This window comes from Ruegeria sp. CDSC021 (assembly GCF_059610845.1).
The window spans coordinates 139,961-152,413 of the sequence record NZ_JBXWOK010000010.1; the positions used below are offsets into that span (position 1 = coordinate 139,961).

The 12,453-nt window shown below is 55.1% G+C and carries 11 protein-coding genes; 10 read left to right on the top strand and 1 reads right to left on the bottom strand.

Translation table 11 applies throughout. The features are described 5' to 3' along the window. Positions 1 to 151 precede the first annotated feature (151 nt). From AC2FGB_RS15675 to pdeM, 10 genes are all read left to right on the top strand, one after another. Complete coding sequence (locus tag AC2FGB_RS15675) at positions 152 to 1,387, top strand: CpaE/TadZ family protein (protein ID WP_281973278.1); 1,236 nt, start codon at positions 152 to 154, stop codon at positions 1,385 to 1,387. A gap of 24 nt (positions 1,388 to 1,411) precedes the next feature. Further along, the gene (locus AC2FGB_RS15680) at positions 1,412 to 2,854 is read left to right on the top strand and encodes a TadA family conjugal transfer-associated ATPase (protein ID WP_142637964.1); all 1,443 of its coding nucleotides are present in this window, start codon (positions 1,412 to 1,414) and stop codon (positions 2,852 to 2,854) included. 11 nt (positions 2,855 to 2,865) lie between these two features. Then, a complete protein-coding gene (locus tag AC2FGB_RS15685; protein WP_142637962.1) occupies positions 2,866 to 3,834 on the top strand; it encodes a type II secretion system F family protein in 969 nt (322 codons plus the stop codon). A gap of 10 nt (positions 3,835 to 3,844) precedes the next feature. Further along, on the top strand, positions 3,845 to 4,822 hold the full coding sequence (locus AC2FGB_RS15690) for a type II secretion system F family protein (protein WP_142637960.1): 978 nt from the start codon (positions 3,845 to 3,847) through the stop codon (positions 4,820 to 4,822). Positions 4,823 to 4,828: 6 nt separating this feature from the next. Next, positions 4,829 to 5,410, top strand: coding sequence for a tetratricopeptide repeat protein (locus tag AC2FGB_RS15695; RefSeq protein ID WP_185956705.1), 582 nt, complete (start codon positions 4,829 to 4,831; stop codon positions 5,408 to 5,410). Positions 5,411 to 5,439: 29 nt separating this feature from the next. After that, complete coding sequence (locus AC2FGB_RS15700) at positions 5,440 to 6,291, top strand: tetratricopeptide repeat protein (RefSeq protein ID WP_142637958.1); 852 nt, start codon at positions 5,440 to 5,442, stop codon at positions 6,289 to 6,291. Positions 6,292 to 6,294: 3 nt separating this feature from the next. Continuing rightward, positions 6,295 to 6,831, top strand: coding sequence for a prepilin peptidase (locus tag AC2FGB_RS15705; RefSeq protein ID WP_496694279.1), 537 nt, complete (start codon positions 6,295 to 6,297; stop codon positions 6,829 to 6,831). Between the two features lie 118 nt (positions 6,832 to 6,949). Beyond that, the gene (locus tag AC2FGB_RS15710) at positions 6,950 to 8,257 is read left to right on the top strand and encodes a DUF8689 domain-containing protein (protein ID WP_142637954.1); all 1,308 of its coding nucleotides are present in this window, start codon (positions 6,950 to 6,952) and stop codon (positions 8,255 to 8,257) included. 40 nt (positions 8,258 to 8,297) lie between these two features. After that, the gene (locus AC2FGB_RS15715) at positions 8,298 to 10,709 is read left to right on the top strand and encodes a ligase-associated DNA damage response DEXH box helicase (protein WP_496694280.1); all 2,412 of its coding nucleotides are present in this window, start codon (positions 8,298 to 8,300) and stop codon (positions 10,707 to 10,709) included. 42 nt (positions 10,710 to 10,751) lie between these two features. After that, positions 10,752 to 11,414, top strand: a complete 663-nt coding sequence (gene pdeM, locus AC2FGB_RS15720; protein WP_142638200.1) for a ligase-associated DNA damage response endonuclease PdeM — start codon at positions 10,752 to 10,754, stop codon at positions 11,412 to 11,414. Positions 11,415 to 11,420: 6 nt separating this feature from the next. On the opposite strand, the gene AC2FGB_RS15725 is transcribed toward pdeM, so the two are convergent. Then, on the bottom strand, positions 11,421 to 12,164 hold the full coding sequence (locus AC2FGB_RS15725; RefSeq protein ID WP_271950522.1) for a LytTR family DNA-binding domain-containing protein: 744 nt from the start codon (positions 12,162 to 12,164) through the stop codon (positions 11,421 to 11,423). Positions 12,165 to 12,453: the final 289 nt, after the last annotated feature.

Consider the following 12,453-nt stretch of genomic DNA (forward strand, 5'->3'; position numbering starts at 1 on the left):
TCTTTTGCGCCTAATTCTTGCCTAAGTTCCAAGCCACATTTTCAACAATTGGGTGACCTGCGTCCGAAAATGGCCGCAATAGGGTGACAGCAAGCCAATCCTGTCCTCTGGGCCAGGATGGTTCGCCTACCCTTCGACGAGGATTGTGTTAATGACAAGCGCCACGCCGCAAAACGAAGAGACCGCAATTCTGGCCTGCACGATTAGTCGTGATGTCCAGAATTTCGATCTGCTTATAGAAGATATGGAAGGCGCTTTGGGTGAGCGTTGGGGCGATCTCGGCTTTGCCGAAGCCCTGACATTTTTCAACCAACCCGAGGCGAATTCACTGCAATTTGTCGCGTTGGCCATTGATGGCGAGGATGAAGACAACCTGTCACTGATGGGTGAAATCATCACACAGGCAAAAGACAAAAATATCAAAATAGTTCTGATCGCCGAGGACGTGACCCCGGCTTCGCTGCATCAGTTGTTGCGCAAGGGCGCGGACGAATTCGTCCCCTACCCTCTTCCAGAAGGTGAATTGCAAGAAGCAATCGACCGGATGAACAAACCCGAACCCGTCGCTGTTGCTCCCGGATCAGATGCCGCACGTGCAGCTGGCGACTCTAAAGAGGGTGCTTTGTTTGTGATTCAGGGACTTGCCGGTGGGGTCGGGTCGACGACTATGGCCGTCAACCTAGCTTGGGAACTGGCAACGGTCTCTGACAAAGAGGCCCCTTCGGTTTGTTTGATTGACTTGGACCTGCAATACGGAACGGTTTCGACCTATCTGGATCTTCCCCGTCGAGAAACTGTATTCGAGATGCTGTCTGATACGGCGGCAATGGATGATGACGTCTTCAACCAGGCGCTTCAGTCCTATGAGGACAAGCTGCAGGTGCTAACTGCGCCTTCGGATATGGTGCCTTTGGATCTGATTACGCAAGAAGATATCGAACGGGTGATCGAAAAGGCACGAAAGCACTTCGATTATGTGATCGTCGACATGCCAACGACATTGGTTCACTGGTCGGAAACTGTACTGCAGGCCGCCCATGTTTACTTTGCCCTGATAGAACTGGACATGCGATCGGCTCAGAACGCATTGCGCCTCAAGCGCGCTTTACAGGCCGAGGAACTACCCTTCAATAAGTTGCGTTTCGCTCTCAATCGCGCCCCGAAATTTACCGATCTGAATGGTAAGGGCCGGGTCAAGCGCATGGGTGAAAGCCTGGGTATCTCTATTGATCTTCAACTGCCGGATGGCGGCAAACCCGTGATGCAAAGCGGTGATCACGGTCTGCCATTGGCCAACGCTGCGGCCAAGAACCCACTGCGCAAGGAAATCGCAAAGCTTGCGAAGTCGCTGCACAGCCTGGGCAGCAGTAGCGCCGAAGCCGCATAACACAATCCCACAGGGAGAGCCGCCGTGTTTTCAAGATATAAAAAACCCGAAGCACAACCGGTCCAGGCACCGGCTAAATCGCCCGAGGCCACACCTGCACCTGCAGCGGAGCAAGCATCAACCGCTACTGCTGTTGCCCGGCGACCCACCCCCAAAAAGGCGGTCGAGGTTGTAGGGGCGGACAAGGAACGCAAGCGCAAAGAGCGTCTGGGCGAAATCAAGATCGAACTCCACCGCGAGCTTCTTGAAAACCTGAACCTTGCGGCCCTTGAGAAAGCTGGAGAATCCGAGCTGCGCTCGGAAATCAGTGCGATTGCCAGTGAGGTCCTGGAATCCCGCAACATCGTTCTGAACCGCGACGACCGGCAGCAGCTGAACAAGGAACTGTATGACGAAGTAACCGGTCTTGGCCCTCTCGAGACCTTGCTTCAGGACGACTCTGTCAGCGATATTCTGGTCAACGGCCCGCAGCAAATTTTCGTTGAACGGTTCGGTAAGCTAGAAATCAGCGACGTTACATTTAAAGACGAAAAGCACCTGATGCGGATCATCGACAAGATCGTATCCGCCGTGGGCCGCCGTGTTGACGAATCCAACCCCTATGTGGACGCCCGTCTGGCGGATGGCTCGCGTTTCAACGCCATGGTGCCACCGATTGCCGTTGACGGCTCGCTGGTATCCATTCGTAAGTTCAAAAAAGATAAGCTGGCCATTGATGATCTGGTGAATTTTGGTGCCTTCACCGAAGAAATGGCCGCCTATCTGCAGGCTGCTGTATCTACACGCCTGAATGTGATCGTTTCGGGCGGTACCGGTTCCGGTAAAACAACCACGCTAAACGCATTGTCCAGCTTTATCGACGACGCCGAGCGTATTCTGACCATCGAGGATACAGCGGAACTCCAGCTGCAACAGTCTCATGTTGGCCGGATGGAAAGCCGCCCGCCTAACGTCGAAGGCAAGGGTGAAGTCAGCCCCCGCGACTGTCTGAAAAACGCCCTTCGTATGCGTCCCGACCGTATCATCGTGGGTGAGACACGGGGCTCGGAAGTTATCGACATGCTACAGGCCATGAACACTGGCCATGATGGCTCGATGACAACGATCCACGCGAACTCGGCCCGAGACGGGATTTCGCGCCTTGAAAACATGATCGCGATGGCCGGGATCGAAATGCCGATCAAGGCCGTCCGTAGCCAGATCTCCAGTGCTGTGAACCTGATCGTTCAGGCAAGCCGCCTGCAGGACGGCTCGCGGCGTATGACTTCGATCACCGAAATCACTGGTATGGAAGGCGATGTGATTTCCATGCAGGAAATCTTTCGTTTTCAACGCGTTGGATTAACGCCCGACAACAAGATCATTGGCCATTTTACCGCGACAGGCGTTCGCAGCCACTACTCCGAACGCTTCCGTCTGTGGGGCTATGATCTGCCCCCTTCGATTTACGAACCAACGACTATGTAGGAGATCTTGAAATGCAACTGCCTATGGAGGCACTGATCTACGTCGCGATCTTCGTAGGCGTACTTGCGTTGGTGGAAGGAATCTATCTGGTTGCCTTCGGAAAATCCATCAGTCTGAACAGCCGCGTGAACCGCCGTCTGGACATGCTGGATAAAGGCGTCGGGCGCGAACAAGTTCTGGAACAGCTGCGCAAGGAAATGCAGCAGCATATGAAGTCCCAGAGTATTCCGCTCTATTCCCTATTGGCGGACAAGGCTCAGAAGGCCGCCATCGCCTTCACACCCCGTCAGTTGATCCTGATTATGGTGTTGGTGACAGGCTTTGCCTTCATGGGGCTCAGCATTGCAACGGGAACGGAAACCATAATGCGGGCCGCAATTTCGGTCGCAATCGGTGTTGGTGGTGTCTATGCGTGGGTAAACAACAAGGCCAAAAAGCGTATGGCAATGCTGGAAGAACAGTTGCCAGATGCTGTGGAATTGATGGTTCGGTCGCTTCGCGTCGGGAACCCTTTTGTGTCCACCATTCAAATCGTCGCAAATGAAGTCCAGGATCCACTCGCCACTGAATTCGGAGTTATCGCTGATGAATGTGCCTATGGCCGTGACGTCGGTGAATCTCTCAAAGATCTGGCACAACGACTGGATATGCAGGATCTACGGTTTTTGGCAGTGGCCGTCGGCATCCAACAGCAATCCGGTGGTAACCTGGCCGAAATTCTGGCCGGTCTGGCCAAGGTGATCCGGGCCCGTTTTCGACTTTTCCGGCGCGTCAACGCTATCACAGCCGAGGCAAAATGGTCAGGAAAATTCCTATCTGGATTTCCACTGTTCTGCCTGGGATTCATTTTGGTGAACGACCCCGGGTACTATGACGAAGTTATGGATCACCCATGGTTCATTCCTGCCTGTTTCTTTGTCGGCATCATGCTGACACTGAACCTGATCGTCATGCGCATTCTAACCGACATCAAGGTCTGAGGACACCACCATGGAAATCCTGACCCAAATAAATGACTTTCTAACCGAGCTCCTTGGCCCCTTCGGTCCACTGATCGTGGTTGGTGTACTTGGACTGTTCATGATCTTGATCACAGTCCCCTTGATCCTGAGCCAGCCAGAAGATCCCCTTAAGAAACTGCAGCGTTCTAATGCAGCCCCTCGACAGGATAAGAAGGTCAAAAAGGACAAGCTCAGAACCAGCGGGCGAAACGAGCAGCTTGAGAAGTTTGCCAACTTCCTTGAGCCACAGAATAAGGAAGAACTGTCTGCCATGCAGCTGAAACTGCGGCAGGCGGGGTATCAATCAAAGGACGCAGTTCGGTTCTTCCACTTCGCTCAATTTTCCTTGGGCATCATCGGAATTGTGATTGGTGTTTTGCTGGTCACTGTCCTTTCCGACGGTCAGGAATTTACCGCGCAGCAGATGATAATACGAGTTCTTGTCCCGTCGGCCGCCGGGTATTTTCTGCCACGCTATTGGATCACCCGAAGGGTCGCAGAACGGCAAGAAGCGATCACCGCAGGCTTTCCCGATACTCTTGACCTGATGCTGGTCTGTGTCGAGGCTGGCCAGTCGCTGGACCAGGCCATTGTTCGCGTCGCACGTGAAATGAAAGCTTCCTACCCTGAGATTTCGCTTGAATTTGAAGTCGTCGCCCACGAATTGAAGGCCGGTAAGGACAAGGATACGGTTCTTCGCGATTTTGGTACGCGCTGTGGCGTTCAGGATGTTAACTCATTTGTGACGGTGATGATCCAATCGGCAACATTCGGTACATCCATCGCCGAAGCTTTGCGGGTTTACGCTGGCGAGATGCGAGATAAGCGCGTGATGCGCGCCGAAGAGGCCGCTAACAAGTTGCCAACCAAAATGACACTCGCCACTATGATGCTGACGGTGCCACCGTTGCTGGTCATTCTGGTTGGACCCTCGGCCAAAGGCATCGCTGAATTCGGCGGAGGCTAATAGCCTATGAAATTGAAACCCAGGTGCATCCAAACGGGGATACGCCGCGTGTTACAGGCCACCGTGGTTCTTGCCACGGTGGCTTCTTGCACGGAAACGGGGTCCTCTGGGGATCTGGATGCACCTGGCATTGATCGTAAAGCCCCGGCCGAAGATCAGATTGCAGTAGGCAACCGGCTGATGGCTTCGGGTGAATACGAGCTTGCGTTGGATGCCTTTATCCGCGCAGCGCTCAATCAGGGAATGACAACGCAGATCCTGACCTCGATGGGGACGGCAAATCTGGGCCTTCGGAGGCTTGGACAGGCGGAAACGCTGCTGCGCCGAGCGGTTGAAGATGACCCCGAATGGTCTGTCGCCTGGAACAACCTGGGTGTGTTGCTGATGGAAATCGGTGAATACCCCGAGGCCGCTCAGGTCTTTCGCCGGGCCTATGCTCTCGATAATGGCGAAAGTGACGCAATTCGGGACAATCTGCGGTTAGCTCTCGCAAAAATGGAAAATACTGATAATAATACCCCTCAAGAACAAGAATACACACTGGAGCAGCAAGGCGACGGGCAATTCATGCTGCGCAAGCTCCCGTAACATAGGCAAGAGCAGTAAGGGACGCAAAAATGCGCCAACAATTCTTGATTCCGTCTATCGCAATCTGCGGGCTGATCCTCTCAGCCTGTGAAAAAGAGTCCGAGGAAGAAAAGGTCGAGCGTACATTTCAGGAGGTGAACGTCATTGACGAAACCAACCTGAACGACGTTCTTCTGTCGGCCGCCGATCCGAACGAAGCCGTTACCTATTTCCAGGGAGCCGCCGCCAAGAACCCGGGTCGTATAGACCTGCAACGTGGGCTGGCGATTTCACTGGCGCGCGCTAAACGGACGACCGAGGCAACCGCCGCCTGGAAAAAAGTCACCACGATGAGCGGTGCGACCAATGTAGACAAGGTCGAATACGCAGATTCTCTGGTACGTTCCGGGAACTGGTCACAGGCCAAATCGACATTGGATTCGATCCCGCCGACTTTTGAATCTTTCAAACGCTACCGCCTGGAAGCCGTCGTCGCGGATTCACAAAAAAACTGGAAACGCGCGGATCATTTCTATGAAACCGCCGTGGGTCTGACGACCCGCCCCGGTGGTGTGATGAACAACTGGGGATATTCCAAGCTGACGCGCGGCCAGTACGACGAAGCCGAACGGTTATTCACCGAGGCCATTCGACAGGATAACTCTCTATTCACGGCAAAGAACAATCTGGTCCTCGCCCGGGCTGCACAGGGCAATTACAGCATGCCTGTCGTTCCCATGTCTCAGGTCGAACGCGCGATGTTGTTGAACACAATGGCCATCTCGGCGGTGAAACGCGGTGATGTAGCGACGGCCAAGAACCTGTTCCGCGAAGCGATCGCCACCCATCCGCAACATTACGACGAAGCCGTTCGATCCCTGCGCGCGCTTGAGGAAGCCTGATACATGCATATTCCAGCGGGTGCTGCGGCCTGGTTTTTGCCGTTCGTACTGCCGATCTGCTATTACGTGGCCTTCACCGACCTGCGTGACATGCTCATCAAGAATCACGCCGTAGTTGCACTGGCCTTGGTATTTGCGGTCATCGGTTTGTTTGTCCTGCCGCCCTGGTCGGATGGTTGGATTTCTGGCCCGTTTTCTGTGTCCCTCCCACCCTATTTGTGGCAGCTGTTACATATAGTTGTAATGCTGGTCATCGGCATTCTGCTCAACGCAGCCGGCATTATGGGAGCCGGAGACGCAAAATTCATAGCCGCGGCCTCAGCCTTTGTTTGGATGGGCGATTTCACATTGGTAGTGTTGATCCTGATGTCGACCACCTTGGCGGCCTTTGTCACGCATCGGTTGGCCAAACATACCGCCCTCAGAGCTATTGCCCCAGATTGGGAAAGCTGGCGTCGGGACAAACAGTTTCCCATGGGTTTCGCGCTTGGTGCAACCCTGGCCATCTACCTGATACTTGGAACTGTTTACGGCTCGTAAACTATCATCAGTCCGCCTTGTCCCCGCCTTGGAACTGACACAAAGCCCGGCCAAATTTTCGTCAAAGGGCCCTTTTCAGGGCTATTGGCGTGAATACTGAATTAGACGGGCAACGCTCATGAATATGCAGACAACCTCGGTAATGGCCCCCCCTACCCCAAAGGGGTTGGGCGATATGCAGCTTCCTATTGTTATGATGCGGGATATCCTGCTGAAAACTATCTTTCGTAAAACCGTAGATACGGTTTCCGAAGTTGCCCAAGCGATCTGCTTGCCGGGATCTGTCACACAGGAATTGATCGACCTTGCCCGCGAACAAAAGCTGCTGGAAGCAACCGGTACTTTGAACGCCAACAGCGGCAATGAGATGGGGTATCAACTGACCGATGCGGGCAAAGCGCGTGCATTGGATGCGCTGAGCCAGTCCGAATATTTCGGCGCCATGCCCGTCCCGTTGGATGTGTACCGCGAGCAGGTAAAACGCCAGTCGATCCGGAATATCCAGGTTTCCCGCGACCAGTTGACCGGGGCAATGGGACATCTGGTTCTGCCTGACAGCCTGCTGGACCACCTTGGACCCGCGGTCAGTGCAGGCCGATCAATCCTGATGTATGGACCTCCGGGTAATGGTAAATCCTCTATCTCGAACGGTATTCGGGATGCGTTGGGCGATAATGTCTATGTCCCATATGCCATCGAATACGCTGGTCAGGTGATCACGGTGTATGACCCGATTGTACACACAGCCATCGAACAAGAAGCAGATGACCCCAATAGCTTGCGCCGCCGCAAGCGGTTTGATTCGCGCTATGTCCAATGTGAAAGACCAACTGTTGTGACTGGCGGTGAACTGTCACTCAGCATGCTCGATCTGGTTTATAACCCTACGGCGCGGACCTATCAGGCCCCGCTGCAGCTGAAATCGACAGGCGGCATCTTTATCGTTGACGACCTTGGCCGTCAGCAGGAACCACCTCAGGCCCTGATCAACCGCTGGATTGTTCCACTGGAAGAGAACAAGGATATCCTTGGCCTGCAATCGGGTGAAAAATTCGAAGTGCCCTTTGACACGCTGGTCATCTTTTCGACCAACTTTCACCCCAACGAGATCTTTGACCAAGCCGCTTTGCGCCGGATCTTCTTCAAGATCAAGATTGACGGTCCGAACCAAGAGAACTTCCTGAAAATCTTCGCCATGGTGGCCCGCAAACGCGGGATGCCTCTGGACGAGGCCGCATTGGTCCATCTGCTAAAGGTCAAATACCCGACCATCGACAACATCTATGCGAACTATCAGCCGATATTCCTGATTGATCAGATGATCTCGATCTGCGAATTCGAGGGCATCCCCTATCAGATGAGCCCCGATCTAATTGAACGCGCTTGGGCCAACATGTTCGTCAAAGATGAGAAAATCGTCAAATAACCTAATGCCATTTCGCTGACGGGCCGGGTAATCTGCCTTTATGACGCAGATTCCCGCCCGGATTACTGACTGGTTTGAAGACAAAGGTTGGTCCATCCACCCGCATCAGCAGGACATGTACGACCGGGCCCTTGAACCGGCGACGTTGCTGATAGCCCCCACCGGCGGGGGCAAGACAATGGCCGGATTTCTACCCACGCTGGCCGATCTGGCAGAGCGGGACCATGATGGCCTGCATACAATCTACGTCTCCCCTCTCAAGGCGCTGGCGGCAGATATCCGGCGAAACCTGCGTGGCCCAGCCGAGGAAATGGGCCTGGCCGTCCGGATTGAGGACCGCACCGGAGATACCTCAGCCACACAGAAAAAGCGTCAGCGGGTTGACCCACCGCAGATCCTTTTGACCACACCTGAAAGCCTGGCCCTGCTGACCTCTTACGAAGACGCCGGGCGGATGTTTCAGGGCGTGCAACGAGTGGTTGTCGATGAAATCCACGCCCTAGCTGAAAGCAAGCGTGGCGACCAGCTGATGCTGGCGCTGGCCCGTCTGCAGGGGCTCTGCCCGGACCTGCGCAGGGTGGGCCTGTCTGCCACGGTCGAAGACCCCGATGCGATTGCCCGTTTTCTGGCACGTCACCCTGATCCCTGCCGGATCGTTGAGGCCGATCCTGGGCCTGACCCCGATATCCAAATGTTGGAAACGCCGGAAATGCCTCCGTGGTCGGGCGGTGGCGCGGCCTATTCCATCCCTGCCGTTCTGGACCAGATCCGGAAGCATAAGACGACGCTTATCTTTCACAACACCCGCGCACAGGCCGAGATTTTCTTTCACAACCTCTGGCTTGCCAACGAAGACGGGCTGCCGATTGGCATTCATCACGGCAGTCTGGACAGGCAGCAACGCGAACGTGTCGAGGCCGCAATGGTTCGCGGTGAGCTGCGCGCGATCGTCTGCACAGGCAGTCTGGATCTTGGTATTGATTGGGGCGATGTCGACCTGGTCATTCAGATCGGGGCGCCCAAAAACGTCAAAAGGCTGGTTCAGCGCATCGGGCGCGCAAATCACAGATACAACGCCCCCTCCAAAGCATTGTTAGTGCCCGCAAACCGCTTCGAAGTTGTGGAATGCATAGCGGCACTTGAGGCTGTAAAAGCTCATGATCTGGACGGTGATCCCCGCGGCGCAGGTCCACGCGATGTGTTGTGTCAACATATCCTGATTGCCGCAGCATCCGGGCCATTCTTGGCCGATGACCTGTTCCGGCAAATGACCGCAGCGGGGCCCTATGCCGGGTTGACCCGAGCAGAGTTCGACGCCTGTTTGGACTTTTGTGCAACCGGGGGCTATGCCCTGCGCGCCTATGATCGGTGGCAAAGGCTTCAGCTACGGCCAGATGGGCAATGGCAGCTGCGTGACCCCCGTGCTGCGCAGCGTATCCGCATGAACCTTGGCACGATTCAGGACACCGATACGTTGAAAGTCCGCCTGAAACGCAATCGAAGGGGCAAACCTCTGGGAGAGGTCGAAGAAGCCTTTGCTGCCTCGCTGACCCACGGAGATACCTTTCTGATCGGCGGCCAGATCGTGCGCTATGAGGGATTGCGCGAGATGACGGTCGAAGTCAGCCGCCGAGCGGATAAGAAGCCCAAGATCGCAACGTTTTCAGGCACCAAATTTGCGACCTCGACGCAGCTGAGCAACCGTATCCTGCGGCTGTTTGCACAGCCCGATTGGCCCCAGTTACCCGCGCATACCGCGGATTGGCTGGCGTTGCAGCGCGATATCTCGCGCCTACCTCAACGTGAAAGGTTACTGATCGAAAGTTTCCCCAACGATGGGCGCGAAAACCTGTGTGTCTATGGTTTTGCAGGTCGCAACGCCCAGCAGACGCTGGGGCTGTTGCTGACCAAACGGATGGAAGAAACGGACCTTGCACCGCTGGGCTTTGTTGCCACCGACTATGCAACCCTGATCTGGGGGTTGGACGCGGTGATAGACCCGCGTCCGCTATTTCAGCCCGACGCGCTGCGCAACGGCTTGGAAACCTGGCTGGCGGGCAATGCCGTGATGAAGCGCACCTTTCGTGCCTCGGCCACGATTGCAGGGCTGATCGAACGGAACATGGCCGGTCAGCGCAAAAGTGGTCGGCAGGCCACGTTTTCCTCAGATATCCTCTACGATACTTTGCTGAAATACGATCCCGATCACCTGTTAATGCAAATCACCCGAGAAGAGGCCATGCGCGGTCTCGTCGATTTCGGGCGGATCGAGGCACTGATCGAGCGGATCGGGGGACGTATAGATCTGATGCGATTGGATCGGGTTTCACCTCTGGCTGCACCACTGTTTCTTGAGGTTGGCAAGGTACCCGTCAAAGGTGCTGCTGAAGAACGCTTGCTGGCGGAAGAAAGCGCGCGCCTATTGCAAGAGGCTGGGCTGAAATCCTGCTAAAACCTCTTGCACGCGATAGCGGAACGTCGCAAAGAACGTAACATGAACGAAGTTTCGATCTGTTTAGCCGGGCAAAATCTGCTCGCGCTTGGGTCTGGTGCCCTTTGGTGGCCCGACAAAAGCGTGCTTTGCGTGTCCGATCTGCATCTGGGTAAATCCGAGCGTTTGGCGCGCCGGGGCGGCACGACATTACCCCCCTATGACAGCCAGGACACCCTGGCCCGATTGGCCGCAGATATCGAGCACACGCAGCCTGACATCGTTATTTGCCTTGGGGATAGTTTTGATGATCTTGATGCCCTAAACGCCTTGAGTGTGCCCGACAGGCTGCAGATTACGGCGATGCAGGCCGGTCGCCGCTGGGTCTGGATCGAAGGAAACCATGACCCCGGCCCGGTAGATCTGGGCGGAAGCCATTTGGCCGAATATGCGGTTGACCCTCTGGTCTTTCGTCATATTGCGCAACCCAAGGGCAAGGCTGAGGTTTCGGGACATTACCACCCCAAGGCGCGCGTGCGGGTTCGCGGTCGTTCCATCACCCGCCCCGCCTTCCTGATGGATCAGGCGCGTCTGATCCTGCCTGCCTATGGGACTTATACTGGTGGGCTCTTTAGCTCGGATCACGTTCTGGACGCCTTGATGAGCGATCAGGCAATGGCGATCCTGACAGGGAAAATCCCGCAAATGATCCCAATGCCCAGATAGGGCGGCTCAGATCAGACCATCTTCCTCTAGGAACGGACGGTATTTCCTGCTGACCGGAACAAGCTCTTCGTTCTTCAGGCGCAACATGATCTTGCCACCCTTACGTTCGACCCCAGCAATGGCGTCATCGACAACCCAATGCGATCTGTGCGTGCAATGGCCCGGTATAGGTTCCATTTCCTCTATGGCGTCGGTAAAACGCGACCGGATCGTAAACGTGCCCTCAGAAGTCACCACATCCACATAGTGGTCTTGGACCGTCAAGCGATAGACCCGGCCCTGAAAGGATCCCGGCAACCGCTTGTACATGCGCGGCAGCGGAATTTCAGCATATTCGGATTGAGGTTTCGATGCCTCACGCCGCACCAGGATCAAGCCCACCGACAGCAAGGCGCCATAAGATGTTACGGATAACATATCCGGGCACGGCAGTCCGTTGGCCGAAAACAGCAACCAGACCATCAACCAAAGGCTTGGAACGAAAAGGACGAAAACCAAAGATATCAGCACAAGGTCGCGCCCAGAAAACTCGGTCTCAGCGAACAACCTACGCAACAATCTTCTTGCGACGCAGGTCACTCCTAGCGCCAGCGCCATCACCCCGATCCAGAAGGCCAAGCGCCAAGGAAAGGTTACTTCGATGGCCTGAAATGGTTGGAATACGAAGGACAATAGCAGAAGGAAAACCAGCCCGGCAATCAACCGGTACCCTACTATTTCGGCGAAAACTGGGCGCAGTTTCGTGAACATAAACACTCGACAACAACTCTCCGGGTCCAGCCAATACTACCGGGGACTTGCCATATTACAACGTAACCGGCTGGAATAGAAAGTTTATCACCAATACAGGCACATTCAATGCCCGTAATCTCACACTTAGTTTACATATTAACAAATTTTAGGCCGGGGAGTTCCCCGGCCCTGAAAATCTACATGCACGACTGTCCGCTATGGGTCACACAGTCAGGCCTTCTGGTTCGGGGAGTTTGTTTGCGCGGCATGCGGCGGTCAGGGTGTTGGCCAGCAGGCATGCGATTGT

Excerpts from the sequence above, each read along its gene's own strand:
- AC2FGB_RS15705 (WP_496694279.1), top strand. The coding sequence starts at position 6,295 with ATGCATATTCCAGCGGGTGCTGCGGCCTGGTTTTTGCCGTTCGTACTG.
- AC2FGB_RS15710 (WP_142637954.1), top strand. The coding sequence starts at position 6,950 with ATGAATATGCAGACAACCTCGGTAATGGCCCCCCCTACCCCAAAGGGG.
- AC2FGB_RS15685 (WP_142637962.1), top strand. The coding sequence starts at position 2,866 with ATGCAACTGCCTATGGAGGCACTGATCTACGTCGCGATCTTCGTAGGC.
- AC2FGB_RS15715 (WP_496694280.1), top strand. The coding sequence starts at position 8,298 with ATGACGCAGATTCCCGCCCGGATTACTGACTGGTTTGAAGACAAAGGT.
- AC2FGB_RS15700 (WP_142637958.1), top strand. The coding sequence starts at position 5,440 with ATGCGCCAACAATTCTTGATTCCGTCTATCGCAATCTGCGGGCTGATC.
- AC2FGB_RS15690 (WP_142637960.1), top strand. The coding sequence starts at position 3,845 with ATGGAAATCCTGACCCAAATAAATGACTTTCTAACCGAGCTCCTTGGC.
- AC2FGB_RS15725 (WP_271950522.1), bottom strand. The coding sequence starts at position 12,164 with ATGTTCACGAAACTGCGCCCAGTTTTCGCCGAAATAGTAGGGTACCGG.
- AC2FGB_RS15695 (WP_185956705.1), top strand. The coding sequence starts at position 4,829 with ATGAAATTGAAACCCAGGTGCATCCAAACGGGGATACGCCGCGTGTTA.
- AC2FGB_RS15675 (WP_281973278.1), top strand. The coding sequence starts at position 152 with ATGACAAGCGCCACGCCGCAAAACGAAGAGACCGCAATTCTGGCCTGC.
- pdeM (WP_142638200.1), top strand. The coding sequence starts at position 10,752 with ATGAACGAAGTTTCGATCTGTTTAGCCGGGCAAAATCTGCTCGCGCTT.